This window comes from Vagococcus lutrae (assembly GCF_023299185.1).
Classification (GTDB): Bacteria; Bacillota; Bacilli; order Lactobacillales; family Vagococcaceae; genus Vagococcus_A; species Vagococcus_A lutrae.
Genome location: NZ_CP097017.1, coordinates 628,254 through 649,973, shown reverse-complemented (window position 1 = coordinate 649,973; position 21,720 = coordinate 628,254). Strand labels below are relative to the sequence as shown.

The following is a 21,720-nucleotide window of genomic DNA, read 5'->3' as shown; positions in this document are numbered from 1 at the left end:
TGGAGGGATATCATTGGAACTAATATTACAACGTAGTTTACCTCATCAACAAAAAGCAGTTGATGCTGTAAGTGCTGTTTTTAATGGTGTTCAAATCGAGCCTCCTAAACAGTATTTTGAAAATCCATCCATCGACTTAACTGATGAGATAATCAAGCATAATATCACTAATATTCAATCAGATTTACCAGCAGAATATCGTGGGTTTACACCACCGACTAACCATTTAAGTTTAGACATCAAGATGGAAACAGGAACAGGTAAAACCTATGTTCATACACAAATGATGTATGAACTGCATAAAAGATATGGCATTAACAAATTTATTATTGCTGTACCTTCTTTAGCAATAAAAGCTGGAACTGCTCATTTTCTTCAAGATGAATATGTGAAAAGACACTTTTCTGATGTATGTGGTTATGGAACGGAAATAGAAGTTGGTGTCTTAGAATCGCCAAAAAACCGTAAAAAAGGGAGAACTTATTTTCCGAGTGTTGTCAGTGATTTTGTACGTGGTTCTTCACAAAACACAAAGAAAATTCATGTATTGCTTGTGAATATGCAATTACTAGCAGTTCGCAAAAATGGTCTGCTTAGTCGCGATGATTATGACTATGGCGCAGAGGGATTTTATCGCCCCTTTGATGCTTTAAAAGCGACAAAACCATTTGTGATTATTGATGAACCACATCGTTTTTCACGTGATCAGAAAGCATATCAAGTGATTGAAGAAGAAATACAACCACAGAGTATAATTCGTTTTGGTGCTACCTATCCCGATATGACGAGTGGTCGTGGAAGGAACAGAACAACGAGAAAAGATTATCAAAATTTACTTTATGATCTAAATGCTTGTCAATCTTTTAATTTAGATTTAATTAAAGGTGTGGCAAAGGAGCATTTTGAACCTGTATCAAAACAGGCTGAAAAAGTTAAAATTACAACAATAAAGAGAAATGACTATGTAAATTTTCAATATAAAAAGAAAGATGAAGCGAATAAGACATTCACCCTTAAAAAGGGAGATTCACTCTCCGTTATTCATCAAGCCTTTGAAGGAATTACAATTGATACTATTGGCGGTGCGTTTGTCGTATTCTCTAATGGAATAGAGAAACAAACGGGTGAGGAACTTGATGTAGATATTTATATGACTTCATACCAAGAACAAATGATGCGCTTGGCATTAGAAAGACATTTTGAAACGGAACGTGAAAATTTTACCGAACGTAACTTTAAAATAAAAACACTAGCATTATTTTTCATTGATGATATTGCTTCATACCGAGATAGTGAAGATGGGAAAGTTCCTTATTTGAAAAACACATTTGAGCAATTACTAAAAGAACGAATTGAAAAAGAATTATCCACACTAACAGAATATGAAACGGAATATAAAACCTATCTAGAAGCTAGTTTAGCCGATATAAGTGCCTGTCATGCAGGATATTTTGCGCAAGACAACAGTGATTCAGACGAAGATATTGCAAATGAAGTAGAAACCATTTTGCATGGAAAGAAAGAATTATTATCTTTTAAGAAAAAAGATGGTACACCGAATACCTTACGTTTCTTATTTTCAAAGTGGACTTTAAAAGAAGGATGGGACAACCCTAACGTCTTTACAATCGCCAAATTACGTTCAAGTGGTAGCGAAAACAGTAAGCTTCAAGAGGTAGGACGTGGACTCAGACTTCCAGTAGATGAACATGGAAACCGTATTTCTAATGAGGAATTTCAACTGAATTATATTGTTGACTTTACTGAAGCGGACTTTGCAGAAAGGCTTGTAGAACAAATTAATGGAGAAATTCCACAAGCTGCAATGATTACAGAAGAACAACTTGCTAAAGTAGCTTCAAAGTTAGCGATTACTTCTGATGATTTATTTGATATTTTATATGATAAAAAATATATCGATCGAAAAATGAATCTTAACATAGAAAAACGTGACGAGTTTTTCGCTGAATTCCCAGACTTTGAAATGGGCTTATCATCTGGAAAAGTAAAAGATATAAATAAAAACAAGCCACAACCTGTAAGAATTCGAAAAGGTGCCTATAACGAGATTCGTGAATTATGGGAAAAAATAAATCAACGCTACTTACTCTTTTATGATAAAGATTTAGATGAGGATATGCAGGATGTTGTTTTGTCTATATTGGAAGAACAAGGTGTGTTTACAGACGTTGTGATGACGAGTCAACGTGAAGTAATTCAAAGTGATGGTACATCCATGACAATTGCGGATAAAACAGGTTTGCAATATGTCGTTTCAAGAACGATTCCTTATAATGAATTTTTACTTAGAATTATGAGAAGTACTAATATTCCCATTAAAACAATTCATCAGGCCTTATGTGAATATGCAGAAAAGAACGGTGAACTTGATTCGAAATATATTAATGAAAGTTCTGTCAGTGTTATTATTCAGAAATTTAATGAATGGAAGAACACAAATTTACAAGGACGTTTCCATTATGCGAAAAGTGAAACACCTGTTACATCAACAGCTCTTTCTCATGCCGATGGGACTCCACGAGATACCATTTCGCAAGGTAGAATAGGAACGAAAATTTCACCTGGAACACCTAGTGACAAGTATCTTTATGATGCTTTTGCTTATGATTCACCGCTAGAGCAAAAGAACATCACTACTGATATAGAAGAAGTCATTGTGTATGGAAAGATACCGCGAAACAGTATCGCTATTCCAACAATAACAGGTGGAATGTATAGCCCCGACTTTATGTATGTTGTTAGACGAGCTACAGGTGAAAAAGAATTAAATATTGTTGTTGAAACCAAAGATGTTGAAGATAAAACAAATATACGTGGCACGGAAAATGCAAAAATAGAATGTGCAAAGGTGTTTTTCGATGTTCTTTCTGAAGATGGCTATAGAGTTTACTTTCATGATCAATTAAACAATAAACAAATAACACAAATAATTAGGGAAGTATTGAGAGTCAATAGTGATTAATAAAGTGTGATACTTTAGAACTAAATCTCTCAGTTGAATATCTAATAGACTTAGGAGATAACATGAAAAATATAACTATTGAAATTAAAAATATGAAATATCTAGATATGATTAATATGAATAATAGACTGCATGAACTTATAAAAGAACACAAAGGTAATCTTGCTTTTAGTTTTAATTTTAACAAATTAAAATGGATTGACCCAGCGGGTGCGGTTGTTTTCCTAGAGACAGTAAAAAATTTAGAAGAAGAAAGAATTGAACTAAAATATATTGATTTAGATTATACATCATCAGTTATAGACTATGGTTTGAACATAGGTGTATTTCAAGAATTGGGAATTTCTTCAAATGGTAGTAAAGAAGAAGGATTCACTTATCTATCTCCTAAAAAAGTTTACAGAAACGAAGTTTTTGAATATATAGAACATTATGACTATAGCATTGAAAGATATTTTGATATTGTAACGGAAAAAATAACTAATAAAGTTATTGGGCAATCAAAAATGACAAATGATAATATAACTAACCTTTTCAGTTATGTTATTAGAGAATTAATTAGAAATATATTTGATCATTCAAAAGCTGAGTATTTTTACTATGGCTCACAGTATTTGCCAAACAGAAAAATTGTAGAACTTGTAATATCAGATAGAGGTGTGGGTTTAAAGGAAACAATCCCATTTGATGTGGAAGAAAAATGGCTTGAATTAGATACTGCTAAAAATGCAATACAGAAGGCATTTACACCAGGAATAACAGCCGCAAGTAATCATAGTTATGCACCTGAAGATTATTGGAATTCAGGATTTGGATTGGCAATGGTAAAAAGCCTAATATTAGCAGCAGATGGTAGTTTAAGTTTGGCTACATCGGATAAAGCTATTACTTACAATCAAACTGAAGAATGGTATGATTGTTATATAAAAGGGACAATTTTGAGATTTAGGGTTGACTTGAATAAATTAAATCTAGTGGATTTTGATAAGCAGTTAGATAGTGTCATTCAACAAGCGCAATTGTTAAATGAGAACTTTATACCTTCAAAAAAGTCTCAAACATTATAGAATTATATTTAGTAACCGAGTAATGAACTTGCCTGTTTATTACTCGGTTTTCTATTGCCTTTGCATGTTTTATATCTACTTCTTCTAAAGTAGACGTGTTTTTTTGTTATGTAAATGTTGATATGATCACGTTTTAACGCTTCATCTAAAATAAATGTATAAAAAAACTTGCAAAATAAAAACAAACCCTATATACTTTGACTATCAAATGATTTGATTATCAAAGTAAATGAAGTGAGGTTAATCCATGGATGCCAATTTAGAAAAAGTCAATAAATATTTAGTGACCGTTTTTAATGATATTTTGACCATTGAGGAATCAGAATTACAGAAAAGTCAATTTGATGACCTTTCGATTAAAGAAATGCATACAATCGAAGCGATTGGTTTACACAACGAACGAACATCGAGTGAAGTCGCCAAACGCTTGTCCATCACAGTAGGCACGTTGACTGTTGCGATTAATAATTTAGAAAAAAAAGGCTATGTTGAACGGGTGCGTAGTGAAAAAGACCGACGTATCGTACGTTTAAAATTAACAAATCGTGGTCGTCTATTTTACCGTGTGCACCAACATTTTCATAAAAAAATGGTCGAAGCAGCCTTGAAAGATATGGATGAGAGCGAGCAACAAGCACTGATTAAAGGCTTAGCAAACTTACATCAGTTTTTAAAAGGTCATTATTAAAAGAAAGCAGGGAAGAACATGTATGCGAAAATTACGCAAACAGCACAGTCATTACCTGCCCATTACTTGAGTAATGACGATTTATCGAAAATAATGCCGACAAACGATGAGTGGATTACCACTCGGACGGGGATAAAACAACGTCGTGTGGTGACTGAGCAATCGACAACCGATTTATGTGTAGACGTGGCGTTAAAGCTTATTCAGAAACGTTCTTTTGCTGCGGAGACACTTGATTTTATCATCGTGGCAACGATGACCCCTGATTTTCAAACCCCGTCTGTTGCATCATGTGTGCAAGGGGCAATTGGAGCGACGAACGCGTTGGCGTTTGATTTAAATGCTGCGTGTAGCGGTTTTGTCTACGCATTAAGTATGGCAGAGAAATTAATTCGGACTGGTTCTAAGTGTGGGTTAGTCATTGGTGGTGAAACCATGTCTAAATTAGTCGATTGGCAAGATCGTCGAACTGCCGTCTTATTTGGAGACGGTGCAGCCGGAGTTTTAATTGAAAATACTGCCACCGAGCCACTTTTTATCAAAGAAATACTAGCGTCTGATGGGACGAAAAGTACAGCTTTGCAAGCGCCAAGTCTGGCAAATAACAGTCCATTTTTCAAGAGAGCAAATTCTACTCGTCCTTTTATCGAAATGGATGGTCGGGCAATTTTTGATTTTGCTACTCGCAATGTATCAAAAACAATGCTGGAACTGCTTGAGGTGACACAGACGGATGTAGAGGCAATTAATTGGGTAATTGCTCATCAAGCAAATGCACGTTTATTAAGTGCTATGGCGAAGAAAACTGGTATTCGCGAAGAAAAGTTTTTGAGTAATATAGCCAACGTCGGTAACACATCAAGTGCTTCGATACCGCTAGTATTAGATGACTATGTATCGAACGGGACGATTCCATTGGATGGCACTCACTTAACACTATTAACTGGTTTTGGCGGCGGTTTGACGTGGGGAAGTATGCTCGTCCGACTCTAAGACAAAACAAGCTAATATAAAAAATAAAATACTATTTGGAGGAACAACACATGGCAACTTTTAATAAAATTCAAGAAATTATCGTAGATCAATTAGGGAAAGAAGAAGAGGAAGTATTATTAACAACAAACTTTAGAGAAGAACTTGAAGCAGACAGCCTAGATTTATTCCAAATTATCAATGATATTGAAGACGAATTTGACATCAAAATCGAAACAGACGAAGGTTTAAACACCGTTGAGGATTTAGTTAAATTTGTAGATAACGAATTAGCTAAGAAATAACACCAACCGTTAAGTAGTTTAGAAGGGACTGCCTTCTAAGCTATTTTTTATATGAAAATTATGAAGAAAAGAGAAGGTGACATCATGAAAGCATCACCCATTTGTCAAATGTTAGATATTGACTACCCGATATTTCAAGGCGCTATGGCTTGGGTAGCTGAAGCAACTTTAGCGAGTGCCGTTTCCAATGCTGGCGGTTTAGGAATTATCGCATCCGGTCATGCCCCACGAGAAGTGGTTAAGGAACAAATCGACCGCGCAAAATCTTTAACGGATAAACCATTCGGAGTGAACATCATGTTGATGTCACCGCATGTAGAAGCGATTGTTGATTTAGTTTGCGAAGAAAAAATTAAAGTGATTACTACCGGAGCCGGCTCTCCTGGTAAATATATGAAAAAGTTTAAAGAAGCAGGAATTATCGTTATACCGGTTGTTGCATCTGTAGGCTTAGCACGTCGCATGGAGAGTGAAGGAGCCGACGCAGTTGTAGTAGAAGGGATGGAAGGCGGCGGACATATTGGTAAAAGTACGACGATGGCGCTCGTCCCACAGGTAGTCGATGCTGTATCGATTCCCGTGATTGCAGCGGGTGGAATTGGAGACGGTCGTGGTATGGCAGCCGCCTTGATGCTCGGAGCAGATGCTGTTCAGTTAGGGACGCGCTTTTTAGTTTCTAAAGAATCGACAATTCATCCGAATTTTAAACAAGCAGTTATTAAAGCCAATGATTTAAGTACGGCAGTCACAGGATTGACGACCGGTCATCCGGTTCGCGGTCTACGTAATAAATTAACACGCGAGTATGAGAAACTCGAGCGGATTGAAGCAGGTAAAGCAGAACCAAACTGGGATTTGCTAGAAGATTTAGGAAAAGGTGCGTTAAAGCGCGCTGTTGTCGATGGCGATACAAAAACGGGTTCGATGATGTCTGGACAAATAGCTGGGTTAGTTAAGTCAGAAGGGGATCCTTGCGAAAAAATAGTCCATGATTTAATGGAAGACTGTGTGTCAGTCATGAGACAACGTTATGAGCGTTGGACGTAAAAGGAGTGAGTCAAGTGAAATATGCGTTTTTATTTAGTGGACAAGGGGCACAATATCCTGGCATGGGTCAGGAGTTATATGCTTCAAAACCTTTATACCGTGCAACGGTCGACGAAGCGTCAAATATTTTAGGTTATGACATGTCTGAAATCATGTTTTCAGATGATGGTCGTTTAAACCAAACCGCTTATACGCAGCCAGCTATGTTAACGATGAGTTGGGGGTTAACACGGTTAATGCAAGAAGAAGGATTTAATAATCCAGCAGCAGTAGCAGGTCTTAGCTTGGGTGAATATACAGCGTTATTAGCTAGTGAGACTCTTTCATTTTCGGAAGTTTTACCTTTAATTGAAAAACGTGGTCAGTTCATGTCAGAAGCGGTACCTGATGGAAAGGGTGCAATGGCAGCGGTTATGAATATAGCAGTGTCTAAGATTGAAGAAGTTTGTCAGTATTTACAGAAAGACAGGCAAGAGGTCTTCATTGCTAATTATAATATGCCGTTACAAACTGTGATTACTGGCGAATATCATGCTGTTGTTAAAGCGAAAGAGCTTTTAGAAAAAGAACCACGTAGTAAAGTCGTCATGCTTAATGTGAGTGGTCCCTTTCATTCCCCTTTCATGCAACCTGCTTCTCAAAAACTAGAAAGAACACTTGCAACGCTCGTCTTTGCACCGATGACGTGTCCAATTTATAGCAATGTGACGGGGCGACCAATGACTGAAAGCGAGTTGAAAGCATTATTAGTTAAGCAAGTTATGTCCCCCGTACATTGGCAACAAACGATTGAAAACATGATAGCAGATGATATTAATGTTTTCATCGAGCTAGGTCCTGGAAAAACATTGACAAGGTTTGTAAAAAAAATTAATCGTCACGTTCAAGTAATGCATGTAGAAGATGAGCAGACATTAGAAGAAACATGTCTGAAGCTACGAGATTTAGGAGGATAAGATGAGAGAGAAAGTCGTAATTGTAACGGGTAGTACAAGAGGAATAGGCTATGAAATAGGCTTGAGCTTCTTAAAGCAAGGAGCATTTGTTGTTTTTAATGGTCGTAAACCTCTAAATGATGAACGGTATGCAACGTTAGCACCGTATCACACGCAGATGATGTACGTGGAAGGTGCTGTTCAAGAAGCTGAAGATGCGAAACGAATAGTTGAAGAAACAATTGCGACATACGGCCGTGTCGATATTTTAATTAATAATGCGGGAATCACACGCGATGGCTTACTTATGCGCATGGATTCGACAGATTTTACCGAAGTAATTAACGTCAATTTAGTCGGAACCTTTCAAATGACTCAAGCCGTTACTAAGACGATGTTAAAACAACGGTCTGGTGCGATTATTAATATTGCGAGTGTAGTTGGTTTAATTGGGAATGCTGGGCAAACGAATTATGCAGCGAGTAAAGCAGGAGTAGTCGGTTTTACTAAGTCGGTAGCACGAGAATTAGCAAGTCGTGGTATTACCTGCAATGCGATTGCCCCAGGCTTTATTGAATCAGATATGACAGCGATTTTATCAGAAAAAGTTAAGGAACAAGCAATGAAACAAATTCCACTTGGATGTTTTGGACAAGCTGAAGACGTCGCACGAGCTGCTTTGTTTATAGCTAAACAGTCTTATATGACAGGTCAAGTCTTGAACGTTGACGGTGGAATGGTCATGAATGGATAGGAGGAATGGATATGAAACGAGTTGTCATTACCGGACAAGGTGCGATTAGTCCTTTAGGAAATACCGCCGACGCTTTATGGGAGGGCTTAAAAGCAGGAAAAAATGGTATCGATGTTATCACAAAATTTGATGCTAGTGAAACAGGAATTCATGTTGCAGCCGAAGTTAAAGATTTTGATCCGACCGACTATATGGAGAAAAAAGCAACAAAACGCATGGATAATTTTTCTATTTATGGTGTGGCGGCAGCAAAACAAGCACTTACAAGTAGCGGCATAGATATGACGGACATCAACCCTTATCGAATGGGAGTGATGGTGAGTTCTGGAATTGGTGGTATGACAACCATTCAAGAACAAGTCATTAAAATGCACGACAGAGGACCTAAACGTGTTGCTCCCTTCTTTGTTCCGATGGCTATTGGCAACATGGCGGCTGGTAATATTGCTATCGCAATCGGCGCAAAAGGAATATGTAGTTCAGTTGTCACAGCATGTGCGTCGGCAACGAATGCTATAGGGGATGCTTTTCGTCATATTAAACACGGTTATGCCGATATAATGTTGGCGGGGGGAGCAGAGGCGACGATTTGTGAAATTGGTATTTCTGGTTTCGCTGCGCTAACGGCTTTGACGCCTGCAGAAAATCCTGAGCAAGCCTCCATTCCGTTTGACAAAAAAAGAAGTGGCTTTGTTATGGGAGAAGGTAGTGGCGTGTTAGTGTTGGAAGAACTTGAACATGCTCAAAAAAGAGGCGCAACGATTTTAGCTGAAGTAGTCGGATATGGTGCAACTTGTGACGCCTATCATATGACGAGTCCTAATCCAGACGGTTCAGGAGCAGGAGAATGTATGATACAAGCCATGACAGAAGCCGGTATAACACCTGAGCAAGTTGATTATATCAATGCGCATGGAACCAGTACGCCTACTAATGATGGGGCTGAAACAACGGCAATTAAATATGCAATGAAAGAAGCAGCACATACCGTGGCAATTTCAAGTACGAAAAGTATGACGGGACATTTATTAGGTGCCGCAGGAGCTATTGAAGCGATGGCGTGTATTGGTGCTTTAAATGATAGTATCATTCCTCCCACAATCGGCTTAACTGAACCAGATGAGCTTTGTGATTTGAATTATACGGCGCAAAAGCCTGTGTCACGTGCTGTTCAATACGCTTTAAGTAATTCACTCGGCTTTGGTGGACATAATGCCGTCCTTTGTTTTAAAAAATGGGGAGGTGCATAATTTGGAATTTTCAGATTTAAAAGAGTTGTTAACTTTTTTCCAAGAGTCTGACATTCGCGTGTTGGAATTAAAAAATACAGAGTTAAGTTTGTATTTAAATAAGGATCAGGACACACGAGGATTATCATCTCATGATAATCAAACGGTCGCTCCTGTAATACCAAGCCAAGAGAAACCTATTTCTACCAATGAAATATCACCTTCATCAGCAGAAGTCGAACCAGCAGCCGAAGTGAAAGGGCATATGATTACTTCACCACTAGTAGGATTGGCTTATTTACAGGCTTCTCCAGATGCGCCACCTTTTAAAAAAGTGGGCGATGCGGTAGCAGAAGGTGAAGTAGTTTGTATTATTGAAGCGATGAAAATAATGAATGAAATTACAAGCGACCGTTCAGGAACGGTGAAAGCAATCCATGTAGAAAATGAAGAAGTCGTGGAATTTGGACAACCGTTAATAGAAATCATTTAGGAGGAAATAAGATGAAATTAAATGCACAAGAAATTATGGAGATTATTCCCAATCGTTATCCGATTATGATGGTCGACCGTGTTTTAGAATTGGAGCCCGGGAAACGTGTAGTGGCTATTAAAAATGTGACGTACAACGAGCCGTTTTTCCCAGGACATTTTCCGGGGGAACCCGTTATGCCTGGTGTTTTAATCTTAGAAGCTCTGGCTCAAACTGGCTCGATTCCCTTATTAAAAAGTCCAGAATTTGAAGGGATGACAGGTTATTTAGGTGGGATTGATAAAGTGAAATTCCGCCAAAAAGTTGTACCGGGTGATGTGTTACGTATGGAAATGGACATTATTAAGCGAAAAGGAAATATCGGAGTAGGGAAGGCAGCAGCTTACGTGGAAGATAAAAAAGTGTGTTCGGCTCTTATGACCTTTATCATTGGAGCAGAGTAACATGTTTACGAAAGTTTTAGTTGCCAATCGTGGAGAAATTGCGGTTAGAATTATTCGCGCTTGTCGTGAGTTAGGGATACAAACGGTTGCCGTATATTCTGAAGCCGATCGTTATGCCATGCATACTGAGATGGCGGATGAAGCGATTTGTATCGGACCGGCACGAGCAAGTGACTCCTATTTAAATATGGAACAGATTTTAAGTGCGGCTATTTTAACAGGCGCTCAAGCTATTCATCCAGGCTTTGGTTTTTTAGCTGAGAATAGTTTGTTTGCGGAAATGTGTCGCGATTGTCAAATTAAGTTTATTGGTCCATCTGCCGATTTAATTGACGCAATGGGAAATAAGATTAATGCAAGAGCTTTAATGATTGCTGCTGACGTGCCCGTTATTCCCGGTAGTCAAGGAGTAGTTGCTACAGTCGAAGAGGCCGAAAAAATTGCAAGCGAAATCGGTTTTCCTATTATGTTAAAAGCGGCTGCAGGTGGTGGCGGTAAAGGAATTCGTAAAGTCATGGCGCCATCAGAACTTTCAAGTCAATTTCACAATGCACAGTCTGAAGCTCGTGCTGCATTTGGTAATGATGCGATGTATATCGAAAAAATCATCTATCCCGCGCGGCATATCGAAGTTCAAATTTTAGGTGATCAGTATGGTCATGTGATTCATCTTGGAGAACGAGATTGTTCATTACAACGAAATAATCAAAAAGTCTTAGAAGAAGCGCCGTCATTTGCCTTGTCAGATGCGTTGCGTTCTAAAATGGGCGAAGCTGCTTTAAAAGCAGCGCGTTCGATTGACTATGAGGGAGCGGGAACGATTGAGTTCTTAGTTGATGAACAGGATGATTTTTACTTTATGGAGATGAATACCCGTATTCAAGTGGAGCATCCTGTGACAGAAATGATAACAGGTGTAGATATTGTGAAAGAACAATTGCGAATAGCAGCTGGCGAGGCTTTAACTTTAAAACAAGAAGAAGTCGTTTTTGCAGGTCATGCGATTGAATGTCGTATTAATGCAGAAAGTCCCGCGCGTGATTTTGCTCCTTCGCCTGGGACGATTAATCATTTAATCTTACCTGCAGGGGGGTTAGGATTACGAGTCGATAGCGCCATGTATAATGGTTACCAAATTCCACCTTTTTATGATTCGATGATAGCGAAAGTGATTGTTCATGGTCATACACGTGAAGAAGCTATTCAAAAAATGCAACGCGCACTTTTAGAGCTTGTCACAGACGGTGTGGAAACCAATCAGGAATTTCAGCTTGATTTACTCGCTGATGAAGGTGTTCTGACAGGAAATTATTCTACTGCCTATTTACAAGAAGAATTTTTACCAAAGTGGTTAGGAACGAGTGGTAACTAGAGAGGAGTGACGTTGTGGGACTTTTTAAAAAACGTGCTTATATACCTTTGCGTCCGCAGCGCGATAGACAGACGCCCCAAAAACCGAAAGTACCAGACAACACATGGGTGAAGTGTCCGAGTTGTCAAAAAACGCTGTATCATCAAACGATAGGCGAATTAAAAGTATGTCCGCACTGTCAATATGGTTTTCGTTTAACAACACAGGAGAGAATGTCCCTTATTTTAGACGCGAATAGTTTTCACGAGTGGGAAATCCCAGACTGTGAAGAAAATCCCCTTGCTTTTCCAGGCTACGAAGATAAATTAACACAAGCTCGCAGTAGAACAGGTTTAAGTGAAGCGGTCATGATAGGATGTGGACGAATTCAAGACCATGACGTTGCTTTTGGTGTTATGGATAGTCATTTTATGATGGGAAGTATGGGGACTGAAGTGGGGGAACGGTTAACAGTGTTATTTGAACGCGCACGTACAGAACGTTTGCCCGTTGTTCTTTTTACAGCATCAGGAGGTGCGCGAATGCAAGAGGGCATATTATCTCTTATGCAAATGGCCAAAATATCTGCAGCTGTTAAACGTCACTCAAAAGCAGGCTTATTGTATATTCCTGTTTTAACTGATCCGACAACAGGTGGTGTGACAGCGAGTTTTGCGATGCAAGGAGATATCATTCTCGCTGAACCCGGTATTACGATAGGGTTTGCCGGTAGACGTGTGATTGAACAAACGATTCGTCAAACATTACCCGAAACATTTCAGACGTCCGAATTTTTATTGGAAAAGGGATTTTTAGATAAAATAGTTAAACGTAACGAGTTAGTTAAAGTATTAGCCTATCTATTAAAAGTGCATCAAGTGAAGGATGTGAAAAATTTCTATGAAAGCTAAAACAGCTAGTGAAATTGTAGCGTTAGCCCGTCATCCTCAACGTGTTACACCATTAGATTATATTCATCGACTATTTGATGAGTTTATTGAATTGCATGGTGATCGCCACTATGCTGACGATAAAGCGATTGTAGGTGGAATCGCGACATTAAACGGGCTTGCATGTACGGTAGTCGCGATTCAAAAAGGACGTGACTTAGCAGAAAATGTAGCGCGTCACTTTGGTTCTCCACATCCCGAAGGGTATCGTAAAGCCTTGCGACTGATGAAACAAGCAGAAAAGTTTGGTCGTCCTATCATTACGTTTATAAATACTCCCGGTGCTTTTTGTGGTATCGAAGCAGAAGAACGTGGTGAAGGAGAGGCTATCGCGCGTAATCTCTATGAAATGAGTGATTTAGCTGTACCTATCATCGCGATTTTTACTGGCGAAGGCGGGAGTGGTGGTGCGATAGCTTTAGGAGTCGCCGACCATATCATGATGTTAGAACATAGTATTTATTCGATATTATCGCCAGAAGGATTTGCGTCTATTTTATGGAAAGATGCTAAACGGGCAGAAGAGGCGGCTGAATTAATGAAGCTCACAGCCTATGACTTAAAAGAGCTAGGTGTGATTGATGAGATTGTGTTAGAAACACAGGGAGCAAGTGGACTTCCTTTAGAACAAGCGTTAATCGAGCGCGACTTAAAACAGAAAATCATCGCTCAATTGACAAACTTACAAGCCATAGAAATAAACGAATTATTAGAAAGACGTTATGATAGATTTCGTCAATTTTAAAAACACTCGAACATTAATTAACAGTTCCCCTTAGTCTTAAGGGAACTGTTAACATGAGTCGAGTGTTATTTTTTTATTTTATGACTGGTTACAAATTCTAAAAACTGGGCGGCAATAGGTGAAAGTGTGCGATTTTTTTCATGAATCACAACGATATCGAACTTCTTAACCTTATTATCTAGTTTAACCCAAGTTAAGTTTTCATTGCGATACTCGTCTTGCAATTGAATCGGCATAAGGGCAACGGTCTGATCTGCTTGACTATTGAGTATCGTTTGTAAGACGACTTCATGGTTGTTACTGATGAAACGAACATTAGGACGAAAACCAGATTCTTCAGCTAAGTCTTGCAGCACATGATAGAGAACAAAGTCTTTCGACATGGAAACAAAGGCTTGTTCTTTGAGTTCGCTAAATTTCAATGATTTTTCTTTAGCTAAAGAGTGGTCGCTACGCATGACCACATAGGCGTCATAATGGAATGAATGGAACATGTTTTTTTCAACACTTAAATTAGGAAAATTAATCGGGTATGACACAATACCAATTTCAAGGTCTCCTTCTGAGACCTTTTTTTGTGTTTTAATTGAGCCTTCTTCGACAATATGTAAGGAAATATGCGGGTATTCAGTCATAAATTGCTCGATAAGAGGCATGAAAAAGGGTGAAATAACAGCATTAGAACCAATGACTAACTCTTCATCTTCTCGATAAGCTTGATTTAACAGAGTGGCTTCCAGTTGATCAAAGTCTTGCACAATCGAAGAGCCTTTTTCATATAATAATTCGCCTGCCGAAGTAGGAAGTACTTTATTTCCAACTTGATATAACAGTTTGGTACCCAAGTCATTTTGAAGTTTCGTCATATTCCATGATAACGTCGGTTGCGTGACAAACAGATTTTTAGCGGCAAGGGAATAACTCTGTGAATTAATGATTTCAATAAAGTATTTTACTTGTCTAATATCCATAGTAAGTCCTTTCCAGATAAGGGTTTTATTGTCTTTATAGAGTGTATCTATAGGGGTATAAAAAGAATTGAATTCACAAATTTTTTGTACATGCTACACTATAGATAACAAAAGGAAACGTTTTCTTGTAACACCTTCAAGTTTGATTTTACTTGAAGCCGCTAGTTTTAGCAATCATAAAATAGGTTTTTAGAGTTACAAAAAATAAAGATTATCAAAGGAGGAAAAGATGTGAATATTGGAGTAAAACCTAAGGATTTTGCGATGAACGTACTGAATGGGGTTGCCATCGGGGTTGTCGTATCCTTAATACCAGGTGCTTTACTGAGTGAACTTTCAAAAGCAATTGGTTGGCAGTTTGGATTAACCGCAACGGGAATCGCCCAAACGTTAATGCCGATTGTTGTGGGGGTGGCAGTAGCACTTAATTTTAAATTCACACCTATTCAAATCGGAGCTTTAGGAATGGCAAGTGTCGTTGGATCGGGTGTTGCAACATTAAATCCTGAAGGTGGATTTATTTTCCAAGGGACAGGAGATGTTATTAACACAGGTTTAACAGCTGCAATCGGAGCACTTATTATCTTATTAATTGGTGAAAAGATGAAAGCCTTTACGATTTTAGTTATTCCAACGATTTTAGTTATTGTAGGAGGTGGTATCGGACAACTGCTACTACCATTCGTTAAACAAATTACGATGATGTTAGGTAACTTCGTTAATATGTTAACCGAATTACAACCTGTGCCAATGGCAATCGCTTTAGCTGTTATCTTCTCAATGATGATTGTTTCGCCGATTGCGACAGTTGGAATTGCTACAGCTATTTCATTAGGCGGTGTCGGTTCAGCAGCTGCTAACATTGGAATCTGTGCAGCAGGTTTTGGTTTATGTGTAGCTGGTTGGAAAGCAAACAGTGTGCCAACATCACTTGCTCACTTTATTGGTTCACCAAAAATGCAAATGGCAAACGTTATTAAAAAGCCAAAAATCATTTTACCAGTTATTTGTAACGCAGCAATCTCAGGTGCTTTTGCAGCATTTATGGGATTAGAAGGCACACCATTTAGTGCTGGATTTGGATTCAGTGGTTTAATTGGTCCAATTAATGCGATGACATTAGCACCAGGTGGTTGGACAGTAGGGAATATGATTAAAGTCACACTAGCATTCTTAGTTATCCCTCTAACATTAGGTTTTGTGTTCAACTACTTATTTAGTAAAGTCTGGTCTATTACAAAACCAGAAGATTACCAATTAGATTTCAACTAATAAAAAAACATTTTTGAAAGGATGAACAAAATGGCAAAAACAATTAATTTTGATCAGATCGTTAAAGAGAATGCTGAAAACGTAAAATTCGTTCAGATTCTTAATGAAAAAGGAGAGCTAGTCAACAACGGCTTGAAATCTTCACTTAAAGATGAAGAGATGGTGGCATTGATGAAAGACCTAGTTTGGGGACGTACAGTCAACAAACGTTTAGTATTAGCAGGTCGTCAAGGTCGTATTGGGAACCTACCTCCATCAGAAGGTATGGAAGCATCTCAATTAGCAACATTGTTTGCAATTGATAAACAAGACTTCTTACTACCAACTTACCGTGACGTTATTCCTTTGGTTAAACACGGTATGCCTTTATCAAACGCAGTTCTTTGGTACCGTGGACACGTAGCAGGTAACCATTTCCCAGAAGATTTACAAGGTTTACCAGCACAAACAATCATTGGTTCTCAAATGTTACAAGCTGCAGGTATTGGAATGGCTTATAACTTAGATGGCGAGAAAAAAGTAGCGATGACATACATCGGAGACGGTGGTACATCTCAAGGTGACTTCTACGAAGGAATTAACTTTGCTGGGGCATTTGATTCACCAGTTGTCTTCATTGTACAAAATAACCAATACGGTATTTCAGTTCCTCGTGATAAACAAACAAAAGCTAAAACACTTGCTCAAAAAGCAGTTGCAGCTGGAATTCCAGGAATCCAAGTAGACGGAATGGATGCACTTGCTCTATACGAAGCAACGAAAATGGCAAAAGACTACGCATTAGCTGGAAACGGCCCTGTGTTAATCGAAACATTAACTTACCGTTACGGACCACATACATTATCAGATGATCCAACACGTTACCGTCCAGAAGGCGAAGTTGAAGAATGGCAAGCAAAAGATTGCTTAATCCGTATGCGTAAATATTTAGGCGACAAAGGTTTATGGAATGAAGAAATGGAACAAGAAGTTATCGATGCGACAACTCAAGAAGTTAACGAAGCATTAGATACTGCTGATAAAGCACCTAAGATGAAAGTTTCTGAAATGTTAGAAAGTGTCTACGAAGTACCGACACCACGTATTGCAAAAGAAATTGCGTTCTATAAAGAGAAGGAGGCTAACTAACATGGCACAAAAAAATATGGTTCAAGCGGTAAATGAAGCTTTAGATCAAATTATGGAATCAGATGAAAAAACACTTTTATTCGGTGAAGACGTTGGGATTAACGGAGGGGTTTTCCGTGCGACTGACGGATTACACGCAAAATATGGCGACAAACGTATCTTTGATACACCATTAGCAGAATCAGGTATTTTAGGGATTTCTTTAGGATTAGCAATCGGTGGCTACCGTCCAATCCCAGAATTACAATTCTCTGGTTTTACAATGGAAGCGATTGACGGATTAGCAGGACAAATGGCGCGTCACCGTTACCGTATGGGCGGAAAAGCATCAGCACCTATCACCATTCGTTCAACATTTGGTGGTGGCGTTGGAACACCAGAATTACACTCAGATAACTTAGAAGGTTTATTTGCTCAAACACCTGGATTACGTATTGTTATTCCAAGCGGCCCATATGATGCAAAAGGCTTGTTAATTTCATCAGTGAAAAATAATGACCCAGTCTTTTTCTTAGAACACTTGAAATTATACCGTTCTATTAAAGAAGAGGTTCCTGAGGAAATGTATGAAATTCCTTTAGATAAAGCGAATGTGGTTCGCGAAGGAACAGACGTTACAATCGTAACTTATGGTTCAATGGTTCATGAATCAACGAAAGCAGCAAAAGAGTTAGAAAAAGAAGGTATTTCAGTTGAAGTTATCGACTTACGTACAGTAGCACCATTTGACATCGATACTATTTTAGAATCTGTTAAGAAAACTGGCTATGCAGTTGTGGTTCAAGAAGCACAACGTTTAACAGGATTGGCAAACCACATTATGGCAGAAATTGCTGAAAATGCGATGTACGATTTAGAAGCACCTATCGGCCGTGTTGCAGCGCCAGACAGTCACTTCCCATTCGGTTCAGCTGAGTCAGTTTGGTTACCAAATGCGAAAGATATTGAAGCTGAAGTTAAACGCGTTATCAACGGATAAGATTACTGGAAAGGAAGAGATATTATGGCATATAAATTTAAATTACCAGACGTAGGTGAAGGTCTGGTTGAAGCAGAAATTTTAAGTTGGTTAGTAAAAGAAGGACAAGAAGTTAAAGTAGATGATCCTTTAGTAGAAATTCAAAACGATAAGTCAACTATGGAAATTACAACACCTGTATCAGGAACAGTTGAAAAAATCTTAGTTCCTGAAGGGATGGCACAAGTTGATGAAGTCATCTTAACAATTTTAACAGAAGATGATTCAGCTCCTTCAGAAGAAGGCGGTGCTTCAACTGAAGCAGCACCTAAAGCAACAGAAGAAAAAGTAGCAGAAGAACCAGCAGCACCACCAGCAGCTAAAAAAGGCCTAGTGCGTGCAGTTCCTTCAGTTAGAAAATATGCACGTGAAAAAGGTGTGGATATCAACGAAGTAACACCAGCAGACGGTAATCGTCTAACGCGTACAGATATCGATAACTTCTTAAGTGGTGGGGGAGCAGCAGAAGTTGCACCAGCAGCTTCTACAACACCGGAAGTAGCTTCAACACCGGCTGCTTCAACACCAAAACCAGCTCCAGTTCCACAACCTCAAGGTGAAGACTGGCGCGAACCAATGACACCTGTGCGTAAAGCAATCGCAAACGGTATGGTTCAAAGTCGTACACAAATTCCACACGTTACTGTTTTTGACAAAGTGGACGCAACAAAACTTATCGCACATCGTAACGAATATAAAGGTGTAGCGAAAGAAGAAGGTATCGGCTTAACATTCTTACCGTATGTTGTAAAAGCAATGGTAGCAATGTTGAAAGCACATCCTTCAATGAATGCGTACGTTGACATGGAAAAATCAGAAATTGTCCACCGTGGCAATATCAATATCGGAATTGCAACAAACACTGATCACGGTTTATACGTGCCAGTTATTAAAAATGCAGATAAGAAGAGCATTTTTGAAATCGCCCAAGAAATTTCAGACTTAGGTGAAAAAGCATTAGCTGGTAAGTTAACACGTGACGACATGACAGGTAGTTCTGTGACCATCACAAACATTGGTGGTGTTCCAGATACAGAAGGTATTTGGTCAACGCCAATCATTAACTACCCTGAGTCATGTATTATGGGAATCGCACGTATCGGTGATGAAGTCGTACCAAACGAAGACCGTGAAATCGTTGTGAAACCTATCTTACGCACATCATTTGCATTTGACCACCGTCTAGTTGATGGTGTTGAAGCACAGAAAGCATTTAACGTCTTTAAGAATGCTTTACGTGACCCAGCATTGATGTTACTAAGAGCTTAATAAAAAGGAGTGCTTACACGTGGCAATCAAATCATTTGATGATTTAAAGTCACGATTGAAAGCGGATAGTCATGAACAGCGTACAGTAGCCGTTGCGAACGCAGCTGATGAGCATACGTTACAAGCGGTACTGTCGTTGTATCATGAAGACTATATCCGTCCCTTACTTGTAGGGGATAAAGACGCGATTAGTCAGTTGTTAGCTGACTTAAATGAAGATGTTTCATTGTTTGATATTTACCATGAAACGACCCCAGAAAGCATTGCAGCTAAAGCAGTTTCTTTAGTTAAAGAAGGTGCTGCGCAAGTCTTGCTAAAAGGTGGTATTCAAACGCGTGATTTATTGAAAGCAGTCGTGAATAAAGAAACGGGTATTCGTAAACCAGGTGTTTTATCACACGTGGCGATTAACGAAGTCCCAACGTATCATAAATTATTATTAGTTTCTGATGGCGGAATGGTATTAACACCTGACGTTAAGATGAAACAAGCGATTCTTGACAATGCCCTATCTGTCTATCGCGGTCTTGGTTATGACCAAATAAACGTAGGGATTTTAGACGCAAGTGAGAACGTTAATCCGAAATTACAAGCGTCACAAGATGCAGTGGAACTTAAGGAGTTAGCAGGAACAACTGGTTATGAAGATGTCAAAATCGAAGGACCGATTTCACTTGACCTTTCAATTAGCAAAGAAATTGCTGAGGCTAAAGGCTATGATAGTGAAATTGCCGGCGATATGGACGTTTTACTAGTTCCTGATATTGTCACAGGTAATGTATTAGGAAAGTCATTGACAACCTTAGCAGGCGGTAAAATGGCTGGTTTAATTATTGGCGCAGAGGCACCGATTGTCTTAACCTCTCGTGGCTCTTCAATGGAAGAAAAATTAAACTCATTACTTTTAGCAATTTCATTATAGAGAGGAATTATTAGCATGGAACAATATCGTATTGTGGTAATCAACCCAGGATCAACATCAACAAAAGTATCTTATTATGAAAATGATAAGGAAGTAGTTAATGAAAATCTATTTCATCCTACTGAATCTTTAGAAAAATATGCCCGAGTGAGTGATCAGTATGATTACCGTTTGGCTATTATTTTAGACTTTTTAAAAGCACATGACATAGATGTGACAAAATTAGATGCAGTGGTCGGACGTGGTGGTATGTTACCTCCCGTTGATGCAGGAGCTTACTTTGTAAATGATGAAATGATCGAGTGGCTGACAAACCGCGCTGATATTGATCATGCGTCTAATTTGGGAGCAGTACTGGCGAATGGTATTCGTAATCAAGCTAAAGCAGATTGCATTGCGATGATTTATGACCCGATTACTGTCGACCAATTTTGGGATTTATCCCGCGTATCCGGACTGAAAGGCGTTAAACGTCGTAGTATTGGACACATGTTAAACATGCGTTCTGTGGCGTTACAAACGGCTGAACAAATGAACAAACCATATGAAGATTTAAACTTGATTGTTGTACATCTTGGAAGTGGCTCTTCTATCAGTGCACATTATCAAGGACGTATGGTGGATTTAATTTTAGATGATGAAGGACCTTTCTCAGTTGAGAGAAGTGGTGGTTTATCACTCAAAGAATTAATTCCAATGTGTTATGAAATGTCTGAAGAAGATATTACAGTATTAACACGTAAAAAAGGCGGTATGATTTCTTACTTAAACACTAATAGTGGGATTGAAGTAGAAGAACGTATCGAAAATGGAGACGAAGAAGCAGCTTATATTCTGGAAGCAATGGCCTACCAAGTAGCGAAAGGAATAGGGTCTGCGGCTACGGTTCTAAGTGGTAAAGTAGATGGAATTGTGATAACTGGAGGATTGGCTTACTCCGAGCGATTAACTGACTGGGTTAAAGAACGTGTTTCATTCATCGGCAATGTCATTGTTTCCCCAGGTGAAAATGAAATGTACGCTTTAGCAATGGGAGCAAATCGTATCTTAACAGGAGATGAAGTCGGTCACACATTTTCTCTACCAGAAGCATAACAACAACGTGATTTGGCTGTCGCGTTGATTGTCAAGAAATAGAAAGAGTGAGGAAACCTATTCAGGTTGGTTTCCTCACTCTT

At 38.7% G+C, this 21,720-nt stretch carries 21 protein-coding genes; 20 read left to right on the top strand and 1 reads right to left on the bottom strand.

The genetic code is table 11. The features are described 5' to 3' along the window. Positions 1-13: 13 nt before the first annotated feature. The 14 genes from M2919_RS03060 to M2919_RS02995 all read left to right on the top strand — a co-directional run bounded on the left by M2919_RS03060 (position 14) and on the right by M2919_RS02995 (position 13,962). Positions 14-2,983 carry a type III restriction-modification system endonuclease gene (locus tag M2919_RS03060; RefSeq protein ID WP_248849197.1) on the top strand — a complete coding sequence of 990 codons (2,970 nt, stop codon included), beginning with the start codon at positions 14-16 and terminating at the stop codon, positions 2,981-2,983. Positions 2,984-3,045: 62 nt separating this feature from the next. Then, the gene (locus M2919_RS03055; protein ID WP_248849196.1) at positions 3,046-4,050 is read left to right on the top strand and encodes an ATP-binding protein; all 1,005 of its coding nucleotides are present in this window, start codon (positions 3,046-3,048) and stop codon (positions 4,048-4,050) included. A 247-nt stretch (positions 4,051-4,297) separates the two neighbouring features. Beyond that, the gene (gene fabT / locus M2919_RS03050; protein WP_023605434.1) at positions 4,298-4,738 is read left to right on the top strand and encodes a fatty acid biosynthesis transcriptional regulator FabT; all 441 of its coding nucleotides are present in this window, start codon (positions 4,298-4,300) and stop codon (positions 4,736-4,738) included. 18 nt (positions 4,739-4,756) lie between these two features. Then, complete coding sequence (locus tag M2919_RS03045) at positions 4,757-5,731, top strand: beta-ketoacyl-ACP synthase III (protein WP_248849194.1); 975 nt, start codon at positions 4,757-4,759, stop codon at positions 5,729-5,731. A gap of 50 nt (positions 5,732-5,781) precedes the next feature. Beyond that, complete coding sequence (locus tag M2919_RS03040; protein ID WP_023605432.1) at positions 5,782-6,015, top strand: acyl carrier protein; 234 nt, start codon at positions 5,782-5,784, stop codon at positions 6,013-6,015. Between the two features lie 84 nt (positions 6,016-6,099). Then, positions 6,100-7,062: an enoyl-[acyl-carrier-protein] reductase FabK gene (gene fabK / locus M2919_RS03035; RefSeq protein ID WP_248849193.1), complete on the top strand. Its 963-nt coding sequence runs from the start codon at positions 6,100-6,102 to the stop codon at positions 7,060-7,062. Positions 7,063-7,076: 14 nt separating this feature from the next. Continuing rightward, positions 7,077-8,018, top strand: a complete 942-nt coding sequence (gene fabD / locus M2919_RS03030; protein ID WP_248849192.1) for an ACP S-malonyltransferase — start codon at positions 7,077-7,079, stop codon at positions 8,016-8,018. Position 8,019: 1 nt separating this feature from the next. Continuing rightward, positions 8,020-8,751, top strand: coding sequence for a 3-oxoacyl-[acyl-carrier-protein] reductase (gene fabG, locus M2919_RS03025; protein ID WP_248849190.1), 732 nt, complete (start codon positions 8,020-8,022; stop codon positions 8,749-8,751). An 11-nt stretch (positions 8,752-8,762) separates the two neighbouring features. Next, positions 8,763-10,001 (top strand): beta-ketoacyl-ACP synthase II, encoded by a 1,239-nt coding sequence (gene fabF, locus M2919_RS03020; protein WP_248849189.1) that lies wholly within the window; start codon positions 8,763-8,765, stop codon positions 9,999-10,001. A gap of 1 nt (position 10,002) precedes the next feature. Then, a complete protein-coding gene (accB, locus tag M2919_RS03015; protein WP_248849188.1) occupies positions 10,003-10,473 on the top strand; it encodes an acetyl-CoA carboxylase biotin carboxyl carrier protein in 471 nt (156 codons plus the stop codon). Positions 10,474-10,484: 11 nt separating this feature from the next. Beyond that, positions 10,485-10,916, top strand: coding sequence for a 3-hydroxyacyl-ACP dehydratase FabZ (fabZ, locus tag M2919_RS03010; protein WP_023605426.1), 432 nt, complete (start codon positions 10,485-10,487; stop codon positions 10,914-10,916). A gap of 1 nt (position 10,917) precedes the next feature. Continuing rightward, complete coding sequence (locus M2919_RS03005) at positions 10,918-12,288, top strand: acetyl-CoA carboxylase biotin carboxylase subunit (protein WP_248849186.1); 1,371 nt, start codon at positions 10,918-10,920, stop codon at positions 12,286-12,288. Positions 12,289-12,302: 14 nt separating this feature from the next. After that, the gene (accD, locus tag M2919_RS03000; RefSeq protein ID WP_168414063.1) at positions 12,303-13,178 is read left to right on the top strand and encodes an acetyl-CoA carboxylase, carboxyltransferase subunit beta; all 876 of its coding nucleotides are present in this window, start codon (positions 12,303-12,305) and stop codon (positions 13,176-13,178) included. After that, positions 13,168-13,962 carry an acetyl-CoA carboxylase carboxyltransferase subunit alpha gene (locus M2919_RS02995; RefSeq protein WP_126761856.1) on the top strand — a complete coding sequence of 265 codons (795 nt, stop codon included), beginning with the start codon at positions 13,168-13,170 and terminating at the stop codon, positions 13,960-13,962. The genes accD and M2919_RS02995 overlap by 11 nt, the downstream gene beginning before the upstream one ends. A gap of 65 nt (positions 13,963-14,027) precedes the next feature. Here the strand turns inward: M2919_RS02995 and M2919_RS02990 are convergent, their stop codons facing one another. Then, positions 14,028-14,933, bottom strand: a complete 906-nt coding sequence (locus M2919_RS02990) for a LysR family transcriptional regulator (RefSeq protein ID WP_168414065.1) — start codon at positions 14,931-14,933, stop codon at positions 14,028-14,030. Positions 14,934-15,197: 264 nt separating this feature from the next. Between M2919_RS02990 and M2919_RS02985 the strand changes: the two genes are divergently transcribed. Genes M2919_RS02985 through buk form a run of 6 tightly spaced genes read left to right on the top strand, consistent with a single transcriptional unit; the run spans position 15,198 to position 21,637 of the window. Further along, the gene (locus tag M2919_RS02985; protein ID WP_126762042.1) at positions 15,198-16,205 is read left to right on the top strand and encodes a PTS sugar transporter subunit IIC; all 1,008 of its coding nucleotides are present in this window, start codon (positions 15,198-15,200) and stop codon (positions 16,203-16,205) included. Positions 16,206-16,226: 21 nt separating this feature from the next. Continuing rightward, a complete protein-coding gene (gene pdhA / locus M2919_RS02980) occupies positions 16,227-17,333 on the top strand; it encodes a pyruvate dehydrogenase (acetyl-transferring) E1 component subunit alpha (protein WP_222317397.1) in 1,107 nt (368 codons plus the stop codon). A 1-nt stretch (position 17,334) separates the two neighbouring features. After that, a complete protein-coding gene (locus M2919_RS02975) occupies positions 17,335-18,312 on the top strand; it encodes an alpha-ketoacid dehydrogenase subunit beta (protein ID WP_023605419.1) in 978 nt (325 codons plus the stop codon). A 24-nt stretch (positions 18,313-18,336) separates the two neighbouring features. Next, entirely contained in the window at positions 18,337-19,620 is a 1,284-nt protein-coding gene (locus M2919_RS02970; RefSeq protein WP_248849185.1) for a dihydrolipoamide acetyltransferase family protein, read from the top strand. A 19-nt stretch (positions 19,621-19,639) separates the two neighbouring features. Beyond that, positions 19,640-20,542, top strand: coding sequence for a phosphate acyltransferase (locus tag M2919_RS02965; RefSeq protein WP_202584866.1), 903 nt, complete (start codon positions 19,640-19,642; stop codon positions 20,540-20,542). 15 nt (positions 20,543-20,557) lie between these two features. Then, positions 20,558-21,637 carry a butyrate kinase gene (gene buk, locus M2919_RS02960; protein WP_248849184.1) on the top strand — a complete coding sequence of 360 codons (1,080 nt, stop codon included), beginning with the start codon at positions 20,558-20,560 and terminating at the stop codon, positions 21,635-21,637. The last annotated feature ends 83 nt before the right edge of the window (positions 21,638-21,720 follow it).

Excerpts from the sequence above, each read along its gene's own strand:
- M2919_RS03055 (WP_248849196.1), top strand. The coding sequence starts at position 3,046 with ATGAAAAATATAACTATTGAAATTAAAAATATGAAATATCTAGATATG.
- fabT (WP_023605434.1), top strand. The coding sequence starts at position 4,298 with ATGGATGCCAATTTAGAAAAAGTCAATAAATATTTAGTGACCGTTTTT.
- M2919_RS03045 (WP_248849194.1), top strand. The coding sequence starts at position 4,757 with ATGTATGCGAAAATTACGCAAACAGCACAGTCATTACCTGCCCATTAC.
- M2919_RS03040 (WP_023605432.1), top strand. The coding sequence starts at position 5,782 with ATGGCAACTTTTAATAAAATTCAAGAAATTATCGTAGATCAATTAGGG.
- fabK (WP_248849193.1), top strand. The coding sequence starts at position 6,100 with ATGAAAGCATCACCCATTTGTCAAATGTTAGATATTGACTACCCGATA.
- fabG (WP_248849190.1), top strand. The coding sequence starts at position 8,020 with ATGAGAGAGAAAGTCGTAATTGTAACGGGTAGTACAAGAGGAATAGGC.
- fabF (WP_248849189.1), top strand. The coding sequence starts at position 8,763 with ATGAAACGAGTTGTCATTACCGGACAAGGTGCGATTAGTCCTTTAGGA.
- fabZ (WP_023605426.1), top strand. The coding sequence starts at position 10,485 with ATGAAATTAAATGCACAAGAAATTATGGAGATTATTCCCAATCGTTAT.
- M2919_RS03005 (WP_248849186.1), top strand. The coding sequence starts at position 10,918 with ATGTTTACGAAAGTTTTAGTTGCCAATCGTGGAGAAATTGCGGTTAGA.
- M2919_RS02995 (WP_126761856.1), top strand. The coding sequence starts at position 13,168 with ATGAAAGCTAAAACAGCTAGTGAAATTGTAGCGTTAGCCCGTCATCCT.
- M2919_RS02990 (WP_168414065.1), bottom strand. The coding sequence starts at position 14,933 with ATGGATATTAGACAAGTAAAATACTTTATTGAAATCATTAATTCACAG.
- M2919_RS02985 (WP_126762042.1), top strand. The coding sequence starts at position 15,198 with ATGAACGTACTGAATGGGGTTGCCATCGGGGTTGTCGTATCCTTAATA.
- pdhA (WP_222317397.1), top strand. The coding sequence starts at position 16,227 with ATGAACAAAATGGCAAAAACAATTAATTTTGATCAGATCGTTAAAGAG.
- M2919_RS02975 (WP_023605419.1), top strand. The coding sequence starts at position 17,335 with ATGGCACAAAAAAATATGGTTCAAGCGGTAAATGAAGCTTTAGATCAA.
- M2919_RS02970 (WP_248849185.1), top strand. The coding sequence starts at position 18,337 with ATGGCATATAAATTTAAATTACCAGACGTAGGTGAAGGTCTGGTTGAA.
- buk (WP_248849184.1), top strand. The coding sequence starts at position 20,558 with ATGGAACAATATCGTATTGTGGTAATCAACCCAGGATCAACATCAACA.